Genomic DNA, 21,241 nt, shown 5'->3' on the forward strand with positions numbered 1-21,241 from the left:
TTTTTTTTGACATTGAGAAACAATTGTTGCAGGGTATTACCTGCGACAATCTTTAATTTGGAGATAGAATTTATCGTTAGAAGAAATACTGCTTTACTTCCCTAGCAATTTTTTACCAAGTGACAAATCCTTATCATCTATTACATTCTTTTTGAGCCATTCGGCGTAAGAGATTCCATCGGCTTTGGTGCTGTAGTAAAATTCGTTGGTGGTTATGGTATGCTGGGTGGCATGTCTGAGTGAGTCGTATCCCCAATCGGTTATGAAATAGTTATAATTGATACCGGATTGATGAAGACGGTTCATCGATGCCCGGGTATTGATTGACCACTCGTCGATAAAATGATTTGATTGGGTTGGCGTATGATTAAGAGACGCACTGAACCGTGGGAGAACTTCGTCATAGAGCGTATTGCTATGTAAATATTTTATCTGCCTTTTTGTAGAATCAGTGCGATCCATGAGGGCATCTTCAAAAATATCTTTACCAATTTGAAAGCCCAGGAAATGCGTGCTTTCACTTTGCCAGACCCTATCTAAAATCTCTTTCCATCGGTTAGAGGTGAGTAAGGCTCCGTCTGACAATTGATAAATCTTTTTACCTGAATAATGGTCAGCTACGAAGGGTGTCCAGAAAGCAGAACCATAGGCGCCTGCGCTTTCGCCTGCTACCATGACTTTATCGGGCTCTTTAAAATTAGCAAACACCCAATCTAATGCCGATAAACTGTTATTGCGACCATTATGATGAATTTCAAATTTTTTACCATCGAAAGTATAGGTATTTGTTATATTACCAATATGTAAGTCGGCCGTGCAATAAGGAATGAAGACAAAATTCCAGTCGCGAAACGCATTTGCCGGATTATCAGTATCTCCTATACCACCTACGGCCTTTGGAAAAAACCTGAGTAGTGAGGGTAAATAGAATGATTTCAGGTCTTTTGAATCGCTATCAAAAGCACTCATCAATGAAATAGGTTCTCCACAAGTGGTATCATCCCAGCAGGCACCTCCGCCTGAAAAGTAAATCACTAAATTTTTTGATGTACCTTTTCTTACAAAAATGGCAAATTCTGAGCCATCGCTGCATAGGGTATTTCCTTTAAATGGGATAGTATGCCACCCCATATCATGTACTTCATCTACTTTGGCAATGGCATCGGGGCGGGCGAAATAAATGAAGTAGAGGTAAAGAAACCCAATAATTAAAATGCTGATAATACTTAAAACAACCCATCTAAGAATCCCCAGGAACAATTTCATCGTCTTCTTATTTTTAGAAATTTAACGATACAAAATTGCATGATATAGCCCGAGAGGGCAATGGCAATAAGAAGGTAAGTATTGGACTAATCGAGGTTTTTGTTGCGAAAGGTCAGCGCAGACATTCCTGTAACTTTGGTAAACAGGCGTGAAAAGTAAGGGTAATCATCGTAGCCTAATGCAATGGCAATTTCTTTGACCGATTTGTCGGAATGATAGAGCAGGCGTTTAGCTTCCAGAATAATACGTTGCTGAATATGATAGGAGACCGGATGTCCTGTGGTTTCTTTGATACATTCGTTCAGGTATGGTGTAGATATATTTAATAATTGTGCATAATCTGTGGGACGTTTGAGCTGTGTATAGTTACGCTCCAAAAGTTCTCTGAATGATTTACCAACTATCTCAAATCTTGAAAGTTTGTCGGTAGATTTAGCTTGTTCTACATATTGAGAAATACCTATAGCCACTAATGCATTGCAGCTATCTTTGAGTATAGAATGATAGAGCCTGTCATTTCTCCGTTTGGAAAATCTGATGGATAAGTTTATCATTTCCGAGAGGATAGAGCCTGTTTCTTTGTCTAATACTAAAGGTTTGGCAGGTGTAATATCTTCCAGCAATTTCAGGTATTCGGCATTCAGGTTTTCATTACTGATGGCCCAACTGCTTACAGTGACATCTTCAAAGGCTATGGTACGATGCACTTGGTTTGGATGCATATAGATGAGAGTGGAGGGTGTGATAGTATACTTTTGAAAATCAATTTCCATAAAAACTGTACCACTCTCCAATAAGAAGAATGAATGCCGGTCGTGCCTCTCTGCATGATTCCATTCTTCCAGATTAGGTAAATCTTTAAAAGAAATTCTTTCAATGAGAATCCCGGTGCCGGAATCGTCATTCATCGTATTTACAGGAATAGATTGTCTTTTTTTACGCATTGTTTGTCAACTCAGTAGACAAAGATATGGGGAGTTTTTACAATTATTATTAATTATTATTCAGGTACACTTTGGGTTTTGTATCTTGCATAAAGAACTTACAAAATTTAAAAACCTGAAATGTTGCAAAAATTAACTCTATTCATGCTCTCAATTTCGCTGATGGGTAGTTGTACTCAATCAGATACTGTTAATCTGACCTTTGAAAAAGACCTGATACCCGAAGGGATTGCGGTAGATGCGAAATCGGGTAGATTCTATTTGAGCAGCCTGAGAAAGAATAAAATTGTAACAGCCAATATTGATGGCAGCAATCCGTCAGACTTTATCGGAAGTGGGCAATATGATTATCTTTCAGGCTTTGGTATGACAATTAAAGGTGATACTTTATATGCCTTAGGCAATAGTTTACAAAAGCAGAATAATTCATCGGTTTTGCTTTTATTGAATATAAAATCTGGGCAACTCATTGCCCGATACAAAGCTAATATACCTCCGTACGCATATCTGAATGATCTGGCGGTTAGTAAGAATAATGAAATTTTTATTACAGATTCAGAAAGCGATAAGATTTACCATATACAAAGACCGGGCAAAAAACTGGAAGTTTTTCTGGATACATTTGAGGTAGAACATTCGAACGGAATTGCTATTTCAGATGATAATACAAAGCTTTATCTGGCTTCTGCAAGAGGAATCAGAGTGGTTGATATAAAGACCCGGAAAGTGCTCAATCAACCCAATAAGGCATCGTCTGGTATTGATGGCATGAAATTTTACAAAAATAGTTTAATAGGGATTGTGGATAAAGGTGTGATGAGGTATTTCTTAAATGAGAATGGTACTGAAATTACAACCATTAAAGAACTCATTAGATTTGATGATACCTATAAGTCGCCGACAACTTTTGATATCATAGATGATACCATCTATTTTATTAAAAATGTGCAATTGGATAATTTTAATGATAGTACCAACGTCGTAATTGATCCAGACAAACTGGAATCGTTGGTTTTGATGAAATATCAGATAAAGAACAAGATTAAGTAATTAGATAAAGTTTATGTTCACGCTAGATCAGATAGACGAAATCCATAACACCCTTGGCAAGCGGGCATCAATACCTGAGTATCTTCAGGCCTTGAATGCTATTGGTGTTATCAGATATGATTCCTTCATCACTGATGGACACTCAGAATATTACGGGGCAGATAATCATAAACTGGTTTCACCACCTGTGCATGAAGCATATGTAATAGCCGAAATAAGCAATCTTGAAGCATTGCATATCCATCTAAAGTTGCATGAACAGGGTGAAACCGATTATTTTCAAATGTCGCAAGGGCTGGCAGATAGTGGCGTTGAAAAATGGACATTTGATACTGAGCAAATGACCATTGCCTACTACGATAAAGCAGGCAATGAATTATTGGTTGAGGAGATTCACTAATGCTATTCTCACTCTGGACCTACAACTAAAATGCTCCAGAAAGCATTACATGTAATAGCATTATTACCTACATTCACTATTCTGTTAGTTTTTTCATGGTTATATAAATTTGAAGAGAAGAAATATCCGGTATTTATTTTACACCGATAATAACAAAATGCCAGGTTGCATTAAATGTAATAGCAGCACCCGAAGTATTATAGAGCCTTATCTGGCATGAATTTGCCGTAACATTGATAGGTATGGCCAGAACTTTATACCAGTCTCCGGTGGAAACTCCGTTCATTATCTGTCCAACCGTTACAGTAGGTAGAGCACCAAAGTTTTCGTAGTCTAAAGTCATATCTTTATAGGCTCCGGCAGCTAGGCTAGTAGCACTGTAGGTATCTGTCATTCTCACCAGTTTTTGTTGTTTATCAGTATTACTGGTTACAACTCCTTTACCATCCACGGTTAGTTCCTCTCCGATATCAGCACTGCCGTTTACATCAAAATTATCACTGACAGTTACGTTGCCTATAAATTGTGCTGCCCAACCCGCATAAACATAGTTCTCAACCTTCAGCGCAGGATAATTGCTATTGGTACGAAAATAACCTCCAAAAAACTCGTCACTTATCCCGGCTACACCTGTACCTGAGTAACTTCGGCCATAAACACCTGTATCTGTATAGCTTTCGCCTATAATCGCCTTATTATTTCTGTTTTCTAAATGTAGCAAAGTCTGTTGGGTATTCGTAGAGTCCCGGTAAGGTAGGGTAAAGCCCCCACCTGTCATTTCCTGCCAGTTGACACCATTACAGTAGTACATTTTATTGTTGGTATTATGAAATATCTGCTTGCCTTTTTCATTGGTATTGCAGACTGGCAAAGACGCAACTTTGGGTATTCCTACGGCACTAGGCAGAATGGTAGATGATTGAGCAAAGCCTGATAGCGGAACTACAAAGCTGAATAGAAAAAGTAGTTTTTCATGGTTATCTATAAATAACAAAGTAGAAAGCCTGATTAACCGGGTCGAAACGGTTTTCGTTACTAAAACCATCTTTCAGATGAACAGTACAATCGCCGGTACCACATCCGGCTGAGGCTATTATCTGAGCATTGGAACTGTTAAGGGTTACGATAATAGTAGAAGTGTGTAAAATGCTGGGGTGGTAAATTTTATACCTGCCTGTTGCAGTGTTTTCTGAGGTAAAATTGCTTGAACCGGAAGCACGCTCTCCACTGAAACCTACTTTACCATAGCAAAGCGGTAGAAAACTCCCTTCTTCCACATTAGTTTTGGTAATCTCGCCTGCCATCGCAATGCTGCCTATTATTCTTACATTGCCTCTTACTTCAAGCTTTTCTGCCGGTTCGGTTGTGCCAATACCCACACGTTCGCCATTGGTGACAAAAAACTCATTATTGATTCCAACAAAATTGGAAGAACCCGGAGTGGTTATATGCAGATTCCCACCTGAAGAAGCTGAAATTAAACCAACATTGGTTCCTCCGGCATTGAAGTGCATTTTAGCTCCGCCATTGGTTTCCAAAACCTCTATCTGGTCGGCTCCTTGGGTGCGAATGATAAATCTTCCGGCAGTGTTGCTGCTGTTTACGCCAATTCTCAGATTGTCATCTGCTAACTGGATAAAGCCTTTATCGGTATAAGTGGCACTTGATAGCTCTCTTTGTCTGAACTGAAAAGTAGGGTTGGTACCCTCAAAAGTAATACCTGCTGATGCAGTAGAAGTACGAATGTGCAATTTGTCGGTAGGCAGGGTAGTGCCAATACCTATATTCATAGTACCCTTACTATGCACGTTGCCATTGTATACTTTCCAGCCTAAATCATCATCACCTGCTAAGCGATACCAGGCAGTGTCATTCCCATCGTACCAGTAAAATCCTTTGGCATAGTTGGGAATAGTAGGGCTCTGGAAAATCATCAGACCATTTACCGGGGTTACAATGGCATCTCTTTGGTTTTTTGACATTACAGGCGCCAGAAAACCTTTAGTGGTACTACTTGACTGAATAATGGCAGAAGGAGCGGAAGGCGAAATAGTAACGCTTTGGCCTATCAGCGGCAGACTACAGCAACTGTAGAAAAATAGAGTGAATATTCTTTTCATGGACATTTTTCTGCAAATGTGCCATGAAAAGCAATCAGAATCAATCACGGTTTGCCGTGATATTTATGGAGAGGGAGTCGTTAATTATTATGATATGCGCTTTTACCTATTCAATTTAAAAAATCTGATGAATCTGACGTCAAAATGGACATTTGATTCCAACCAAATGTCCATTTATAATGTAACCGATAAGAAATGTTTTACTGTCTAAGCATATTTAATAAAGGTTTTATCTTGTTATCACTCTGGTCCGACAACTAAAATGTGCCAGTTGCCTGCCATGGTAACGGCATTGCTTGATAAATTAACAATTCTCAATTGACACTCGGTGGGGGTAACATTGATTGGGATAATCATTACTTTAAACCACTCTCCGGTAGAACTTTCATTAATAACTTGTCCGATAGTAACCGTTGGTGTTCCACCAAAATCTTCATAATTCAGATTTCCACTGTCTTTGAAAGCTCCCACTGCCAGGTTGTTCACACCTAAACCTGCTGTCAGGCGAACCACTTTTTGTTGAGTACTTGTATTACTTCTCACAATTCCTTTATTATTATCTACAGTTAATTCTTTTATTATTTTGACATTCCCCTGGAAATATGCCGCCGCTCCCTTATCATTAACTACATATAGTGCTGGCTGAGTACTATCAGATTGAAAATAACCTGCGTTTCCATAAGCACTATAACCATAAATACCACTTCCTGAATTACTAATACCTACAACACCATTCTGAGAATCACTTGAGCCGCCAATGCCCGGGCCAGATATGCTTTCGCCTCTTACAGCAGTATGGGTAACACTTTTACCATAAATAGCTCTTCCTACACCGGTATTCTCTAAATAGAGCAGATTTTCTGCCGAATTGTCTGTTTTGATATAAGGTATGGTAAAGCCTCCTCCGGTCATCTCCTGCCAGTTGGTACCATTGCAGAAATACATTTTATTAGTGGTACTATGAAATACCTGCTTACCTTTTTCCACGGTATTGCAGGTAGGTAATGCTGTAACTTTAGGGATACCAATGCCATCTGGTAAAATGGTAGCCGATTGTGCCAGGCTCCACAATGGAGCGGCAAAACTGATTAAGAGAAAAAGTTTTTTCATGGTTAATGAGTACCCAAACAGACCTGTTTTTTTAAGATTTTGTAACAATAAAAAAGGATAAAATGGAGAAGTTGTCATGAACTTTAATTGCGTTTTTATAATGATAACTCAAAAGTATAGAGCGCAAACTCCTTGAAAAAAAATATCGGATTTACTGGACAAAAAGAGAAGTTAAGTGGTGTATAATTAAAATGCAATGGTTTAGCAGAAACACCACGCAGTGCTGCCAGTGGTAATGTATTACTGGCAGTATAAAACTTAGATATAATGCAGGGAGATAGTATTGGCTATTTTAACTAAATAAATAATGAGATTAAAGTTCTTCAGGAAAGCTTAATTCAATTTCTGATGTAAAAGAAGCAGAATGATGAATCTGATTAGCGGGAGTGGGTTTCAAAAATATCGGCCAAATCTTTTTTTACTGTTTTCAACGATATGACAAATGCGATTCCGCAGAACGCCAGCGCATCAAAGCAGCTTGATACTTCATTGCCTCTTAAAGTATAGGGTTCTTTGATAGCTCTTGGAAGATGCAGGAAAATCACCCAGAGAAATAAGGCAATACTGAATAGCATCGCAATAGCACCACGTCTTATTTTTAAACTAATGGCCAGACCCGAGGCAATTAAAATTACTCCTGCCAGATACGTCCAGAAAACGGGGTCAGGAAAATAAGATGGGACAAGTGTTGATACGCCCTCGGCATACAGAAAGTGGGCTGTGCCGAAGCTAATCATGGTTATGGAGAAAAATAAAGGCCCGAAAGGAATGAACTTTTCTGAAAGTCTAAAGAAAGGCGACTGTTGTGAATCTTTTTTAGCAAATGAACCTGCCATAACAAATGCTCCTCCTGCCAATGCTAATCCTTTTAATGCATTTGTCCATACACCCAGATGCAGGCTACTATTGGGGTCACCAAAAATTTCGTAAGGAATCTGTACCAATAGAAACAGGAAAAGAAAGATACTACCTGTTATTAATGAAGCTTCTCTGGCTTTTCTGCCTGATATAATCGCAGCTCCTGCTATGATTAGTCCAACTCCCGTGAGGTAAGCCCAAGCCGGAAGTAGTGGCAGATAAGTTTGCCAGGCAGGTAATTGAACTGTACGGAAGTTGCCATACCACAGTTGTTGTATGCCATAGACAATTATGGCTATTCCATAAAACCAGTTACCAATCCGGGCGGGTGTGTTCATCGTGATATTAGATTAGATATCCGATAAAGGTATAGGGTAATGAGGCGTTTTTTGTAGTCAAAAACCAGCCAAAGTGTGGCAAAAGTCGGTCAAAGTGTTTTTTGGTATAGACGTATTGTAATCATGCGAGAACAATACGTCTATATAAAGAGATTTTTTATTTAGATGGAGGCATTGACGGCCTAACCTCAACCTTGCTTGGAAGGGTGCGAGCTGGCATTTTGATTAGGTCAGATACAATCTGGCCGATGTCTTCCGGTTGGATTTTCCAGGCGTCTTTTTCGCTTGGGGTGTGGTTATTGAAATAAGTAGCCACAGAACCTGGCATGATGGTAGATACCTTGATGCCCTCGTTGCGTAAATCGAGCATCAGGGCTTGGGTGAAACCTACCAGACCGAATTTACTGGCATTGTAGGCGGTTCCTTTATCGAAGAAATTTGCACCTGCCAGACTGGCGATGGTAATGAAATAACCTTTTGAGGCTTTGAGAGCATCTAAAGTTGTTTTGGCTGTATAGAATACGCCCGTCAGGTTAATATCTATGGTATTATGCCATTGTTCTAAGGTAATATCCTGAAATGGCACCAGATGCCCTACACCTGCATTGGCGATTACGTAGTCGAGCCTGCCCCATTTTTCTATAATGGCATTAACTGCTTGTTGCTGTGAAGTGAAATCTCTTACATCAGAGACAAGCGGGAGTACATATCCCTCTTTGATTTTGTTTAATGCTGCAGCTGCTTCGTCGGCAGCTTCCTGTGTACGGCTGGTGATGGCTACTCTGATTCCTTCTTTGATTAATACTTCGGCCACACCATAGCCAATACCTTTTGAACCTCCGGTAACAAGAGCTGTCCGGATAATTGTTGTGTTGTCAGACATAAGAGAATGATAAGTTTTATTAGGCTATAACAGCCACTAAGTGCAGATAGTTTGTGAGGACTTCTAGATTTTTCTTTCTTTCAATGGTTTCAACAGATATTCCAGGCCATTGAGTTTGATTTCATACATAGTAGCCAGTAAAACGCCTAGTTTTCCCTCAGGAAAACCCTCTCTCTGAAACCAGAGTAAGTAATGTTCGGGTAAATCGCAGATGAGCCGGTCTTTGTATTTACCAAATGGCATCCGGAAAGTGACTAGTTCTTTAATTATGGCTGAGTTTGCTTCGTTCATGGTTGGTGGTAGAATTGCATATTTTTAATCCCGTAGGGATGATATATCGGTAGAAAATTAAGCAAGAAGTCAGTATAAAGTCCTGTAGGGACGATATATTAAACAATATACTATATACTATCCCTACGGGATACCAATTTTTTTACATCAATATTTTCTACCGATATATTATCCCTAAGGGATATTTTACTATTACTTCTTCTTCAATTTCATTGTAATCGGGTCCCAGTACACTATTTTATTTTCAAAATAGCTCAGATTACAGGCTAATGCCGGAGCAGCCGCGCGGAAACCGAAGATTGGGTCTTCGATGGTTTTCTGGCTATTGGCACGCATATTATCAAAGAAATTTTTGAAGTGTTTCGCATGTGCATCATCACCTTGCGGGGTGTCAAATTTCACTTCTTTTACAGGCTCTGCTTTTCTGTCGGTTTCTGAATATTTGGCGTCATACTCTTTTAAAAACTCTTTTTGCGTTGCCTCTGCAAAGGTCGGGAAGCTCTCACCATTGCCATAGCCTGGTGCTTTAGGCAGTTTGCGTTTAGTCAGGGTCAATCCCTGAGCACTCCATTGAATTTCTCCTTCAGTGCCTACTACACGGGTTACGTTTTTAATAGCTCCTGCATTGGCGAAATTTACACGTAATACCGCCTGGAATTTCTTATGTTTTTCGGTTTCAGGATAATCTAATACGGTTACCATCACATCTGGTACATCACGGCCATCTTTCCAGTAGCTCAATTCGCCTGACGAGAAGATTCTGTTTGGCCCGATAGCACCTGTAGCATAATGCATACCTGTGATTAAGTGTACGAATAAATCTCCGGCTACACCTGTGCCATAGTCACGGTAATTTCTCCAACGGAAGAAACGGGTGGCATCGAACGGTCGTTTAGGGGCATCGCCCAGGAATCTATCCCAGTCAATGGTTTGGGCCGAGGCGTCCGGTGGAATCGAATATGTCCAGGCACCTAAGGCGCTAAAGCGGTCGTAGGTTGCTTCGATGAAATTCAGTTCACCGATTTCGCCTGACTGCAATAATCTTTGCGCTTCGGCATAAGCTGCTCCACTGATAGGCTGGCTACCTACTTGCATGGTTTTACCAGTTTTTTGCCAGGTTTCTATTACCTTCCTGCCTTCATCTATATGTTGTACCATTGGTTTTTCGCAATAGACAGCTTTACCTGCATTCAGAGCAGCTATCGAAATATGGTCGTGCCAATGGTCTGGAGTAGCAATAATAACCGCATCAATGTCTTTGCGGTTGAGTATTTCTCTGAAATCTCTGGTAGTGAAGAGGTCTTTGTTATAGACTTCTTTTCCTCTTACCAGACGGCCATCGTATAAATCGGCGGCAGCAACCAATTCTGCTTCCGGATTACGTAAAGCTGCTTTGGTATCAGAGTTCCCCTGAATACCTAAACCGATGGTCGCAATACGGATTTTGTCGTTTGGACTTACTTTGAGACTTTTAATGATATTGAAAGGTTTGGCAAAAGAGTCGGCTGCCATCAGCACTGAGGCTGCACCAATTCCTTTGATAAACTTCCTGCGTGAAGGTGTCATAGTGAATGATTGTTGGGGTTAAATACGTGAAGGTATAAATTTAGGAGTAGATTGGGTTTAATGCAAATAAATAACGTGGTGATAGCGATTAAAAAGGATAATTTGTGGATTTATGGGAATCTATATGTAGTACCAGCGACTTCAGTCGCTGATACTGGTAGGTGATTGAAAGGGATTGTAATTACAACACCAACAACCCATACAATCGGTCCAATGTCTCCTCCGGCTCAACACAAAACCCTGGATGAATTTTTGATGTTTGAATGATAGTACTACGGGTAGCAGTGAGCCAACGGAAACGAGAGGCAATGGGCAAAACCCCAATAGGGCCACCGTTCTTGCCACCGATGCAGATGCGTTCCAGGGTGCGTAGGTATTCTTCCAGTTCTGCTGCTTCCAGATTGCAGGAAAAGGCTTTCAGGCGTGCCGCATCCAGTTGATACCTGACTTTCAGAAAGCCTTTTTTAGGGCAATAGAGAATCACCCCTACATTGAGGAATTCTTCTCTTTCGACCCGTGGTACAATACGGACTACGGCATACTCATATAAGTAATTTTCTTGCATTCTGCGCTTCGTTAACAAAGTTTTCGGAGTGAGACACTCTTGATTCTAAAAATTGAGCATATACGGCTCGTCGTTCTTCCGGTGATTCTTCTGACGAAGGCTCTTCTAACCATTCCTCAGGTACTAAAGCCACAATATTCTGTATTAGCTGTGGGGTGATTAGCTGACGGTATTCTTCATCTACTTCTGCTATTTCGGTGGCAAAAGGGAGTAGTACATGGTCTTTTACCTGTACAAATGGCCGGAGTGATTGTTCTTTCCAGTTATCCCATGAATGATGGAAGTATAAGGATGCTCCGTGGTCTATCAACCAGAGTTCTTTGTGCCACATGAGCATATTGGTATTGCGTGCAGTTCGGTCTACATTAGTAAGCAGGCAATCTAACCAGACAATCTGAGAAGCCAGCCGGGGATCAACAACATTAAGCACAGGGTCGAAAGTAATAGCACCTGAGAGGTAATGTACACCCAGATTCAAACCTACGCTTGCTTGTAGCAAATCCTGTATTTCTTCGTCGGGTTCGGTTCTGCCAAAGGCTTCGTCGAGGTTGGCGAAGACCATTTCGGGCATACGTAAACCTAAGGCACGGGCGAGTTCTCCACCTATCAGTTCGGCTATTAAAGCTTTTACCCCTTGCCCTGCTCCCCGGAATTTGATTACATAGAGAAAATCGTCGTCAGCTTCAGCAATAGCCGGCAACGAGCCACCCTCACGCAGGGGGGTAACATAGCGGGTGATATTGACGGTTCTTAATTGAGCTTCGGCTGTGTTCATTGTATTTCTTTTAACTCGTGTGGCAAAAGTAGTGAAAATGTATCACGATTTTTTAAATCGTACTGGCGACGAATCAGAAAATTCTGCTGAGGTTTACATCCCGTGAGAAGTTGATTAAAATGTCTGTAAATGTTTATTATTGTAACATTCCGAACGGTTGTCGAGGGACGATTTGAAAAATCGTCATACATTTAACCCCAGATAATTATCAAAAACCACCTTCTCCAACTCCTCCATTGATAAATCCTTTACCTCCACTGCTTTCTGATAAATGTCTATAATCGAAATATCTTTGTCATCGGTTTCAAGAAAAAGTCTTTCTAAGGGAATCTCCTGTAAAACTTTCAGGGCGTTAGATTCTTCGTTTAATAATGCTCCGCCTAACGATAAATAGAAACCTTTGTCGAGCAATTGACGGGCTATTTCAATTTTGGTATTAAAGCCATGCACCACGAATGGCACTCGGGGCCTGACTATTTTTTTGATGGAGATTAATTCATTATAGCATCTGACACAATGGATAATGACAGGTTTTTTCAGGTCTTCGGCAATACGGATTTGCTTGATAAAGATTTCTTCCTGCAAGGGTAGGGGAGCGCCTTTTAATCGGTCAAGTCCGCATTCTCCGATGAACTTAATGGCCGGATCTTTGGCTATACCTGCCAGTTTTTTTAACTGGAGATTATACAGTTTTTCGTTGATATACCAGGGATGAATACCAGCGGATAACCAACTTTCGGTGTTTTGGATCTCAAAATTTTCTAAGCCTTCTTCTGAATCAGGGATTATCTCGTTGAAAATAATCTGTTCGTCGGCTTGTTTTTTCAAAAGATGTGTATGTAAATTGAGCAGCATTTTTATCAACATTATTTATAAGCTCTGCAAAGATATATGCCCGATTTATCAATTACTATCAAATGTGTACCTTTCTCCGAACTCAGCCTTGAAGAATTATATGCTATTATGGCTCTAAGGCAGGAGGTTTTTATCGTAGAACAAAACTGCCCGTTCCTTGATGCGGATGGCAAAGATAACGTTGCATTACATTTGATGATATTTGATGAAGACGAAAACCTACTGGCTTATACAAGGCTTTTTGATAAAAATGTCTATTATGAGGGCTATACTTCTATAGGTAGGGTAGTTACTTCTCCGAAAGCCAGAGGTGGGGGTTTGGGTAAGGTGCTCATGCAACACTCTATAGAAAAAGTGCTCGACCTCTTCGGCCAAGCACCTATTAAAATCGGAGCACAGAAATACCTCGAGAAATTTTATCAGTCATTAGGGTTTGAGTTGACTGGTAATGATTATATCGAAGACGGAATCCCACATACCTATATGATCTATCCGGCTAAATAATACCTATTGCTGCATCATCTTTTTGACTATCGTTCGGCCGTTTGCTTCTAATTGCAGTAGGTTGATGCTACTCAAATGCAAACTGGATGGTACCTGTATCATCACCTTATTTTCGCCCACCTGCAAGGTTTCCTGGATCTGAGTCAGAACCTTGCCATTGGTATCATAGAGTACCAGATTAGCTTTTTCCGATTTCGGTGAATGAATGTTTATATAAATCCGGTCGAGGAACGGGTTGGGATAAGCATTCATGGAGAGTATATTTGTAGCGTTTTCTTCGTTGGCCGTAATCTTTAAATCGGTGGGCTGTTTGATATTCGCATCGAGCCAGTTTAAGCGATTGGCCACAAACTGCTTCAGTTCATCAATTTCGCCAAACCAGGTATTCGAGATAGGATTTGGTTGCGGCCATACATAAGTTCCCAAAATGGGCCATCTCTGGAAATTCCGGGAAGCAGGGGCTTGTAATTGTGCCGTTAAACTATCAATATATTTGTTGATTTTATCTAACTGAAATGCCCCTTTCCTACGCTGAAAAGCGTATTCTTCACCCAATTCCCGCACAAAAGCAGAATCTTCCATCATTCGTTCCCACCAGAAAGGGACCTGAAATCCATCGGTTGGACAAACGTTGTTAAACTGATAAGCAAAACCCGTATAACTTTGGCCTTCGCAATAATTCCCGTTGCCATAAGTAAGGTCATAGTCCCACGGTGGGCCGGCTTTTATTTTACCGCCTTTACTATCTTTGTCTTTATAAAAATAGGTACTGATACGATACCCATCCAGATTTTTAGCAATCTCGTTGGTAAGAAATAATTTAATAAACGATTGAGTGTCGAAATACTTCCGGTAACCATTTACTTTATCTCTGAAATTATTGCTTTGCAGTGCCGTTTCAGCTGTAATAAAATAACTGCTGATATAACTTTTTTGCTGGGATGTGATGGTTTTAGGGGCCTCATACTGATAATAAGTCCGGTTATTACCTGAATTATTATTATAGTATTGCGATGTCCAGCCACCTAAAGTGCTGCCTGTTGTTTTATCTACCTTTATAATGTATCCGCCTGTAATATCATCCCCTTTCAGGTCGTCTTCTTTCAGTTTTGAAATATCAACTCTGCCCGGTGCGCGTTTAATCTTCTCCATAAAGACATACACACCCATGTATTGATTATTGATGAAAACCTCTACATATTGTGTTCGACTGGCATAAATTCCCATTTCACGCGCCAGCTTCATGGTTACTACGTTATGCATCAGGCTTTTTTCATTGTAAGAAGCATAGAGAATCCAGTCTGATTCTTCGGGCATACCAAACAAACTGGCATCTTTCGAATTATTTTTATCGTCCCAAAGTTCAATACCCAAACTTTTTTTAGGAAACATCTGCGATGAGGAACCACGGTATTCGATTCCGATAAAACCACTGTAATGATTAGGTTTATCAGTCATATGATTGACTTTGCCTGGCCCATTGTAGATAATATCCATTTTAGCTTTAATCTTTGGGTCGTCAGCAATGGTTCCCCCCTGCGTATTGATAAAAATGATGGGCAAATTTGAAGAATCGAAGTTTTGTGCCAGTGCAAAAGCCGAGTAGAAACAGAGCACTAGCAGGTTAAAGTAGAATTTTCTCATAGGTTCATCTGGTGTTAAGCATAATTTTATTGGCGGGTGGCCGATACCTTTACAGTCGGGCCATTATCCATTCTACTTTCTAACGTTTTCTGAATGGCCGTTGGTACATTTGACAGGAAGTCGTATCCGGTTATTTTCTCCAGATCATCTACACTCAACCGGTACTCGCCCCACTTGGTATTAGTTATAGTTTGTTTGTTCGGAATATTTACGGCAATCACACGTGTTTCTTCGTTAATGCGGTTTATATCATCTGTGCCAATCGGTAGAATCACTATCACTTTCCAGACTGATTCGGGTACTACCATCTTGCCGTTGTCTAAGGTAAAACTCTTGCCACCGTTTGAGCCAATACCTGCTTTGCCGTAAACCCCTGCCATGATGTATAATTCATAACCAGCTTCGGCTATTTTGCGACAATAAGCTTCCAGATCGGCCCATGCACCTCTGTTATTGTTAGGCGCTTGTGGAATAATGTTCGTCATCAGAAATGTAGCATCATTGTCGGCCACTGTTCTGTCTCTGTCTCCTGATGGACACAAGTGTCCTCTATCAAATCCCGAGCCGCTGTACTCCTGGTTTTGTACTTTATACCATCCGGCAGGTAGGGTATCGTCAGGTCTGAAATTATCACCTCTGTCTACGTCTCCTAACCATGCTGTACTTAAATGCCAGCTTACCCAGTTCGCCGAATTACGCGTACGGCTATAAGACAAAACATATTGAGGTTTTGTGATCAGATAATTATTTTCATCTTTGGGAGTGGCATTGCTTGGGTTACCCAAAGCCAGATTATCATCGCGTGTGGCTTTCGCTGAAGTAGTAGTAGGGATATTGGTTGAAGTGATGATAGCAATATCATCAATATTCAGACGATTGCTTCCACCTGATACTTTTCTGATTTCAAAACGGGCTTTATTAGGTTCATTGACTGTTACCTGCATAAAGCTGAGTTTACCGCCATCGGTCTGGAAACGATTGTCTAGCTTTGTCCAGTTGGCACCACTATTTCTCGATATATATAGCTCCCATTCGCTGTCTCCATCGCCTTTATACGCACCGTATGCTATCTTTATTTCTCGTACGCCAGTGATGTCATAATTCATCCGTACGAAGCCTTTTTCTCTGATTCTGATGGCCTTCTCACCATTTCGGGTGTCATTATTTGCTCCACCTATCAGGGCATCATCAAAATACCATTCTCCACCTGCTAGCTGTACCGTAGCTCCGGCATAATTACCTTTTGAGATATCTTCCAATCCTTCAGGAAAACCTTTAGCGAAGTTTACCTTATTGTTTGTATTGGTAGTCGTGTTGGTATTAGTAGTGTTAGTAGGTGTTTTACTGGGTAAACATGAACTGACAACAACCGAAATAAATACAAAAAGTATGGATTTTCTTGAAAAAGCAGGCATAGAAAAATTACATTTTTTCTCAAAAATAGCGAAAAAATCGGTAGAGTGTGCCGTAATGTTATGAAGATGTTAAGAGATGTGGCTGACATAAAAAATAAGCCTCTTTAACACTCGGCGCATACCCTAACAGACTTACCTCATTTTTATGTCTTATAGGGCTAATAGTCTTCTAAAAGTCATCGTTTGCTCCGACTAATAATTTTTTGCCGTATTATAAAATTAAAAATTTTCGCTTGGCAGCCACCTCTATAGCCTTTTACTTTTGCGCATTATTTCTATTAAAACTTTCTTTTTTTGCCATGAAACCAGTACTTTTTTTCTGTTGCTTCAGCCTTTTTGCTTTTACGACCAAGGCACAACATGTAACCATTCTACCAGGCGGAATCACCCCGAATAATAATAGTTCTTTACCCAGATTAGCGTATGAAGCTATTCTGGCGTTACCCTCACCGCAAGGGGGCGACACAGCCTACGACATTACATTCAATTGCCTGCGTTTGTATAATGGCAGTAAATGGGTAAGACTCATCAGCGACCAGGATATGAATATGCCAGCTGTTACCGGCTGGAAAGAGGGAGGAAATGGGGAAGATAGAGGTACCAACATTGGAACAGACGCGGCTGGCAATGTATATCTGTCAGGCAACTTTAGCAATACAGTCGATTTCGGTGGTATTTCTTTGACCAGTAGTGGGGGTACTGATGTTTTTGTTGCCAAATATTCACAAGCAGGTGCATTAGTGTGGGTAAAAAAGGGTGGTGGGATAGTTGGAGACACACCATCTGATATGGCTGTTGATGCAGACGGAAATGTAATTATAGCAGGCAACTTTAATTATCCTATTACTTTTGATAATTATATTATTAATCCTGCAGGCTATTTTGATATTTTTCTGGCTAAGTATAATACTAATGGGGAATTACAATGGATGAAAAAAGAAGGTGGCAGTGATACAGAGAGTATTACAGGACTGACATTTGATAATGATGGTAATATATTTATGACGGGATACTTTTATGAAACATCTCCCTTTTCGGGTGGTGCGATTATCAGCGCGGGTAAAAAAGACATATTTCTGGCTAAATATAATAGCAGTGGTGGTGCAGTTTGGGTAAGGAGAGCTGGAGGCACCAATGACGATTCTGCGAGTGGTGTAACTGTTGATGAATACGGAAATTCGTACATAACAGGCTATTTTGTAGGTTCAACTACCATTGGCAATACCAGTTTTAATAGTTATGGTGGCAATGATATTTTTGTTGCGAAGTATGCAGCTAACGGTATTTTTCAGTGGGCCAGACAAGGTGGTGGTACCGGTGATGATGAGGGAAATAGTATTACTATAGATAATGCAAATTATATCTATGTATTTGGAACTTTTGAAAATTCTTTAACTTTTGGAGGTTCAAGTGCTACAAGTAAAGGAGATAAAGATGTTTTTCTGGTAAGATATACAGATAACGGCGATGTACATAGTTACGAAGTAGCCGGTGGGCCGAATGCTGAGGAGGCAAGAAAAGTAAGGGTTGATACCAACAAAAATGTTTACCTAACCGGAGAGTTTTATAATACTACCAATTTTGGACCGATTAATCTCATGAGTTCGGGAAGTGGAGAAATATTTATTGCCAAATATAGCGGTAGCCTGACATTTCAATGGGTTCAGAAAATGGGTGGTACAGGTTCAGATAAGGTGTTTGGGCTGGGTGTAGATACTAATGGAAATATCTACCTGACTGGTATGTTTTATACGAACGCTACTTTTGGTTCAAAAACTTTTACAAGTAGTGGATATACTGATATTTTTGTGGCGAGGGTAAAGGAATAATGTAAATTTTGTCCTGAAATAGATTTATACCAACCTGGTTCATGACGAAACTTATTATTGCCTGAGTGTGCAGGGCCGGTTTTTGATTTCGGCTCTGAATACACTCGTATTATCTACACTGAAGCCTGCTTTAAGGGTAATACTTTTTGGGGCAAAATAGTAGACCCTGCCATCACCAGTTAATTTTTCAGAAGATTCTATAAAAGTGGCTGAACTCTGGATTTTTGAGTCTGCGGTAGTACCGGTCAGGTTTGTGGGGTTATCGCATCGCCTGAATGTGAACAATTCTGAATTATAAAATGTATCATTGAAGTTGGCAAGTAGCTCTTGGTCATTTAATGGATAAAAAAAAGCAGGAAAATCACCAGAGGTATAATATTGCCTGGGGTCTATTAAAAAAGCATCTTTGGTACCGGCAGATGTGCCATCGCTAGTATAGAGGAAATATTTATCATAGATTGTCCGGGTCTGATTGCCATATCCAAAAAAATACAATTGATTTTTAAGGCAATATAAGGTTCTTCGAAAATCAAATGGTGATCCCACCCTATTTAAAACAGAGCTTGTGTTGTTGGTATTATCTTGTTTATATAAATAAGTAGATGAGTTTGTAATTTTATCTACGTTAAAAAAAACTGCATTATTGCACTCGCAAAATTCATATATATCATTAGAGACGTCTGTTAAATCTGCAATTAATGTAGTGCCCGAAGATGTCCCATCTGTTCTCCAGACTTTAGCTCTTTTGTCTGTATAGGGTGTATATTCGGAATAATAGATAAAACTCGTGGTAAAATAAAAGTTTTTCAGAGCAAGATTACTTCTGGGGGGAAATGATTTTTGAAAGCTTGTACCCCCTGATGTACCATCTGTTACCCAGAGTTCCATACTGTCAGTTGCATCAATCAGAAAAGCCAGTTTGTTTCGAAAGTTTGAATAAGTGGTTTTTATGCTTGAGCCATTGAAAGTTTTTAAAAGAACTGGAGGGGTAGCATCATTGGTGAGTTTCCATATGCTGAGCGTATTTGGCGTATTCACTGATTTGGTAAAGAAATAAAGTTGCTGGTTATGAACTGCAGCATATATAAAAGTATCTGATACGTCAAATGTGCTGAGCTTGACAGTCCCGGCATTTGTGCCATCAGTAACCCATATTTCTCCGGAGCCAGCTCCCCCCACCACGAAATAGGCCTTGTTATTCCGTTGAACAGGATTGAGTAAATTTACATTATTTGAGAAAGTCTTAATCTCGTCTGAAGTATTGGTAGAAGTATTTATTTTTTTTAGCTGATTGCCACTTAGCAGGAATAAATCTTTGTTCAAGACAAAAAAACGGTAGGAAGAGCCTAAATTTCCAACTTCAATTTTTTTTGTACCCTCAGGAGTTCCATCTGTCTCAAAAAAACTGAGGTAAGCAGGTCCTCCATCATTTGCTGTAAAATAAGACTTTCCATTGGCATTCAGCAGGAATAGCGGTTCGGCAGATTTGGTAGTGGAGTCCAGATCTTTTACAATTTTTATGGTATCTGCATTCACTTCGTAAATCTCACGGCCAAACCTGTTATTGTTTTTAGGTATGCCGTAGGCGAAAATCCTGTTGTTTGTCATACCAAAGGGTATTCTGCCTCTGGAATCTTGAGCGTAAGCGAGTTTATCAGTAATAAATTGTGTTCCTTCAGTTGTACCATCTGTTTTATAAAATTTTGTAGCAATATTAAAATACAGACTATTATCAAAGGGGTTTTTTATCAGTCTCGGAGTGCCCTCATATTCATAATAGAATGAAAGCTCTGATAATTTCTTTACCGTATTACCATCTGTCTTCAATAACTGATAGTTATCGTTAGTAATAAATACAAATTCATCTTTTGACACTACTCCTAAATCTGCATCATAAAAAAAGCCTCCCGAAAAAGTAACAAATCTGGTATTGGCTGCCGTTCCATCTGTAACCCAAAGCTGATAGTTAGCATTCACCCTGATTAAGAGAAAGGCTTTATTGCCTAAACCAAAAATTTCGGATATGCTAACCTGATCAGTGGGATTAGATTTAAAATTGCTTAAGCTAATGAATGGATAAGTACCTGCCTGTGTTCCGTCTGAAATGTATAAAGACTCATAAGCCTTAAAGATTACCCGGTTCCCAAATTTGCGCATATTTTTGCCTAAAATGGTTTGCTGAGTAGCGTCTTTTAATTTGTGCGTTCCCTCAGGAGTGCCATCCGAAACCCATGTATATAATATGTAGGGAGGATAATCATAGTCTAATGCATTGAAATAGATAAGACCACCTGTTGCTTCGGTAATACCAGGGCTAAAAAACTCAACATTTTCCGGCTGAATCTTTGTGCTTTCATTGGTAAGTTCATTGTAATAATAAACTCCACTCATATGATCTGAATAATAAATTCTGGTGCCGGTTTTAACTATTTTCGGAGGGTATGATGCGTTTATCACTTTCCTTATATCCGGAGAGTCTAACTTTACAACATATAAGGCAAAAGGGTGCTCATTGTCTATATGAAAGAATATATAATTATCAATGATTGTACACTTTGTAAAGCCTGCATTATCGTGAGAAAGGCCCATTGAAGCAAAGTTTTTCAGTGTTGTACCATCATAACTCCAGATTCTCAGCTTGTATGTATTAGTAATATAATCTTTATCCTGTTGAAAAATAACAATCTTGTTACCCACATTCTTAATGAATTTTATATTAGCATCATTAGTAGTGGTATTAATATCTTTCAGGAGATCGAAATGATAGCTTGGTTGTGCCATGAGGGCATTAGCAAACAAAAGTAGCAGTAGTACTTTTTTCATCACAA

At 39.8% G+C, this 21,241-nt stretch carries 19 protein-coding genes; 4 read left to right on the top strand and 15 right to left on the bottom strand.

Annotated features, from left to right (window positions below; translation table 11 throughout):
• Window positions 1–93 precede the first annotated feature (93 nt).
• The gene (locus tag D0T08_RS08935) at window positions 94–1,266 is read right to left on the bottom strand and encodes a pectin acetylesterase-family hydrolase (RefSeq protein WP_116982277.1); all 1,173 of its coding nucleotides are present in this window, start codon (window positions 1,264–1,266) and stop codon (window positions 94–96) included.
• A gap of 86 nt (window positions 1,267–1,352) precedes the next feature.
• Window positions 1,353–2,210 carry a helix-turn-helix transcriptional regulator gene (locus D0T08_RS08940; protein ID WP_116982278.1) on the bottom strand — a complete coding sequence of 286 codons (858 nt, stop codon included), beginning with the start codon at window positions 2,208–2,210 and terminating at the stop codon, window positions 1,353–1,355.
• Window positions 2,211–2,354: 144 nt separating this feature from the next.
• Between D0T08_RS08940 and D0T08_RS08945 the strand changes: the two genes are divergently transcribed.
• Both D0T08_RS08945 and D0T08_RS08950 read left to right on the top strand, forming a co-directional pair.
• Window positions 2,355–3,260, top strand: a complete 906-nt coding sequence (locus D0T08_RS08945; RefSeq protein ID WP_158561224.1) for an SMP-30/gluconolactonase/LRE family protein — start codon at window positions 2,355–2,357, stop codon at window positions 3,258–3,260.
• Between the two features lie 13 nt (window positions 3,261–3,273).
• On the top strand, window positions 3,274–3,660 hold the full coding sequence (locus D0T08_RS08950; protein ID WP_116982280.1) for a DUF1398 domain-containing protein: 387 nt from the start codon (window positions 3,274–3,276) through the stop codon (window positions 3,658–3,660).
• 133 nt (window positions 3,661–3,793) lie between these two features.
• Here D0T08_RS08950 and D0T08_RS08955 read toward each other — a convergent pair whose 3' ends face one another.
• The 10 genes from D0T08_RS08955 to D0T08_RS09000 form a co-directional block, all read right to left on the bottom strand.
• Window positions 3,794–4,654, bottom strand: coding sequence for a hypothetical protein (locus D0T08_RS08955; protein ID WP_116982281.1), 861 nt, complete (start codon window positions 4,652–4,654; stop codon window positions 3,794–3,796).
• On the bottom strand, window positions 4,638–5,780 hold the full coding sequence (locus tag D0T08_RS08960) for a hypothetical protein (protein ID WP_116982282.1): 1,143 nt from the start codon (window positions 5,778–5,780) through the stop codon (window positions 4,638–4,640). Before D0T08_RS08960 ends, D0T08_RS08955 begins: the two co-directional genes overlap by 17 nt.
• A 240-nt stretch (window positions 5,781–6,020) precedes the next feature.
• The gene (locus D0T08_RS08965) at window positions 6,021–6,890 is read right to left on the bottom strand and encodes a hypothetical protein (protein WP_147322736.1); all 870 of its coding nucleotides are present in this window, start codon (window positions 6,888–6,890) and stop codon (window positions 6,021–6,023) included.
• Window positions 6,891–7,267: 377 nt separating this feature from the next.
• Window positions 7,268–8,086 carry a hypothetical protein gene (locus tag D0T08_RS08970; protein ID WP_116982284.1) on the bottom strand — a complete coding sequence of 273 codons (819 nt, stop codon included), beginning with the start codon at window positions 8,084–8,086 and terminating at the stop codon, window positions 7,268–7,270.
• A gap of 157 nt (window positions 8,087–8,243) precedes the next feature.
• Window positions 8,244–8,969 carry an SDR family oxidoreductase gene (locus tag D0T08_RS08975; protein WP_116982285.1) on the bottom strand — a complete coding sequence of 242 codons (726 nt, stop codon included), beginning with the start codon at window positions 8,967–8,969 and terminating at the stop codon, window positions 8,244–8,246.
• 63 nt (window positions 8,970–9,032) lie between these two features.
• The gene (locus D0T08_RS08980; RefSeq protein WP_116982286.1) at window positions 9,033–9,260 is read right to left on the bottom strand and encodes a DUF3820 family protein; all 228 of its coding nucleotides are present in this window, start codon (window positions 9,258–9,260) and stop codon (window positions 9,033–9,035) included.
• 192 nt (window positions 9,261–9,452) lie between these two features.
• Entirely contained in the window at window positions 9,453–10,826 is a 1,374-nt protein-coding gene (locus D0T08_RS08985) for a Gfo/Idh/MocA family protein (protein ID WP_116982287.1), read from the bottom strand.
• 181 nt (window positions 10,827–11,007) lie between these two features.
• The gene (locus D0T08_RS08990; protein WP_116982288.1) at window positions 11,008–11,391 is read right to left on the bottom strand and encodes a DUF3037 domain-containing protein; all 384 of its coding nucleotides are present in this window, start codon (window positions 11,389–11,391) and stop codon (window positions 11,008–11,010) included.
• Window positions 11,369–12,166: a HipA family kinase gene (locus D0T08_RS08995; protein WP_116982289.1), complete on the bottom strand. Its 798-nt coding sequence runs from the start codon at window positions 12,164–12,166 to the stop codon at window positions 11,369–11,371. Before D0T08_RS08995 ends, D0T08_RS08990 begins: the two co-directional genes overlap by 23 nt.
• A 183-nt stretch (window positions 12,167–12,349) precedes the next feature.
• The gene (locus tag D0T08_RS09000) at window positions 12,350–13,021 is read right to left on the bottom strand and encodes a TatD family hydrolase (RefSeq protein WP_158561225.1); all 672 of its coding nucleotides are present in this window, start codon (window positions 13,019–13,021) and stop codon (window positions 12,350–12,352) included.
• A gap of 36 nt (window positions 13,022–13,057) precedes the next feature.
• On the opposite strand from D0T08_RS09000, the gene D0T08_RS09005 reads away from it, so the two are divergent.
• Window positions 13,058–13,525 (top strand): GNAT family N-acetyltransferase, encoded by a 468-nt coding sequence (locus D0T08_RS09005; RefSeq protein ID WP_116982291.1) that lies wholly within the window; start codon window positions 13,058–13,060, stop codon window positions 13,523–13,525.
• A 3-nt stretch (window positions 13,526–13,528) separates the two neighbouring features.
• Here D0T08_RS09005 and D0T08_RS09010 read toward each other — a convergent pair whose 3' ends face one another.
• Both D0T08_RS09010 and D0T08_RS09015 read right to left on the bottom strand, forming a co-directional pair.
• On the bottom strand, window positions 13,529–15,169 hold the full coding sequence (locus D0T08_RS09010; protein WP_116982292.1) for a CotH kinase family protein: 1,641 nt from the start codon (window positions 15,167–15,169) through the stop codon (window positions 13,529–13,531).
• A gap of 26 nt (window positions 15,170–15,195) precedes the next feature.
• Window positions 15,196–16,584: a DNA/RNA non-specific endonuclease gene (locus tag D0T08_RS09015; RefSeq protein ID WP_116982293.1), complete on the bottom strand. Its 1,389-nt coding sequence runs from the start codon at window positions 16,582–16,584 to the stop codon at window positions 15,196–15,198.
• A 299-nt stretch (window positions 16,585–16,883) separates the two neighbouring features.
• Here D0T08_RS09015 and D0T08_RS09020 point away from each other — a divergent pair, with 299 nt between their 5' ends.
• Window positions 16,884–18,413, top strand: a complete 1,530-nt coding sequence (locus D0T08_RS09020) for an SBBP repeat-containing protein (RefSeq protein WP_147322737.1) — start codon at window positions 16,884–16,886, stop codon at window positions 18,411–18,413.
• Window positions 18,414–18,467: 54 nt separating this feature from the next.
• Here D0T08_RS09020 and D0T08_RS09025 read toward each other — a convergent pair whose 3' ends face one another.
• Window positions 18,468–21,236 carry a 3-coathanger stack domain-containing protein gene (locus D0T08_RS09025; RefSeq protein ID WP_147322738.1) on the bottom strand — a complete coding sequence of 923 codons (2,769 nt, stop codon included), beginning with the start codon at window positions 21,234–21,236 and terminating at the stop codon, window positions 18,468–18,470.
• Window positions 21,237–21,241 lie beyond the last annotated feature (5 nt).

Origin of the sequence: Emticicia sp. C21 (genome assembly GCF_003418935.1) — a bacterium.
Classification (GTDB): Bacteria; Bacteroidota; Bacteroidia; order Cytophagales; family Spirosomataceae; genus Emticicia.

What these genes read in the sequence shown, in the direction of transcription:
- D0T08_RS08945 (WP_158561224.1), top strand. Translation starts at nt 2,355, where the DNA reads ATGCTCTCAATTTCGCTGATGGGTAGTTGTACTCAATCAGATACTGTT.
- D0T08_RS08975 (WP_116982285.1), bottom strand. Translation starts at nt 8,969, where the DNA reads ATGTCTGACAACACAACAATTATCCGGACAGCTCTTGTTACCGGAGGT.
- D0T08_RS09005 (WP_116982291.1), top strand. Translation starts at nt 13,058, where the DNA reads ATGCCCGATTTATCAATTACTATCAAATGTGTACCTTTCTCCGAACTC.
- D0T08_RS08940 (WP_116982278.1), bottom strand. Translation starts at nt 2,210, where the DNA reads ATGCGTAAAAAAAGACAATCTATTCCTGTAAATACGATGAATGACGAT.
- D0T08_RS08985 (WP_116982287.1), bottom strand. Translation starts at nt 10,826, where the DNA reads ATGACACCTTCACGCAGGAAGTTTATCAAAGGAATTGGTGCAGCCTCA.
- D0T08_RS08950 (WP_116982280.1), top strand. Translation starts at nt 3,274, where the DNA reads ATGTTCACGCTAGATCAGATAGACGAAATCCATAACACCCTTGGCAAG.
- D0T08_RS08965 (WP_147322736.1), bottom strand. Translation starts at nt 6,890, where the DNA reads ATGAAAAAACTTTTTCTCTTAATCAGTTTTGCCGCTCCATTGTGGAGC.
- D0T08_RS09010 (WP_116982292.1), bottom strand. Translation starts at nt 15,169, where the DNA reads ATGAGAAAATTCTACTTTAACCTGCTAGTGCTCTGTTTCTACTCGGCT.
- D0T08_RS08990 (WP_116982288.1), bottom strand. Translation starts at nt 11,391, where the DNA reads ATGCAAGAAAATTACTTATATGAGTATGCCGTAGTCCGTATTGTACCA.
- D0T08_RS08970 (WP_116982284.1), bottom strand. Translation starts at nt 8,086, where the DNA reads ATGAACACACCCGCCCGGATTGGTAACTGGTTTTATGGAATAGCCATA.
- D0T08_RS08960 (WP_116982282.1), bottom strand. Translation starts at nt 5,780, where the DNA reads ATGAAAAGAATATTCACTCTATTTTTCTACAGTTGCTGTAGTCTGCCG.
- D0T08_RS09025 (WP_147322738.1), bottom strand. Translation starts at nt 21,236, where the DNA reads ATGAAAAAAGTACTACTGCTACTTTTGTTTGCTAATGCCCTCATGGCA.
- D0T08_RS09020 (WP_147322737.1), top strand. Translation starts at nt 16,884, where the DNA reads ATGAAACCAGTACTTTTTTTCTGTTGCTTCAGCCTTTTTGCTTTTACG.
- D0T08_RS08995 (WP_116982289.1), bottom strand. Translation starts at nt 12,166, where the DNA reads ATGAACACAGCCGAAGCTCAATTAAGAACCGTCAATATCACCCGCTAT.
- D0T08_RS08980 (WP_116982286.1), bottom strand. Translation starts at nt 9,260, where the DNA reads ATGAACGAAGCAAACTCAGCCATAATTAAAGAACTAGTCACTTTCCGG.
- D0T08_RS09000 (WP_158561225.1), bottom strand. Translation starts at nt 13,021, where the DNA reads ATGCTGCTCAATTTACATACACATCTTTTGAAAAAACAAGCCGACGAA.
- D0T08_RS09015 (WP_116982293.1), bottom strand. Translation starts at nt 16,584, where the DNA reads ATGCCTGCTTTTTCAAGAAAATCCATACTTTTTGTATTTATTTCGGTT.
- D0T08_RS08935 (WP_116982277.1), bottom strand. Translation starts at nt 1,266, where the DNA reads ATGAAATTGTTCCTGGGGATTCTTAGATGGGTTGTTTTAAGTATTATC.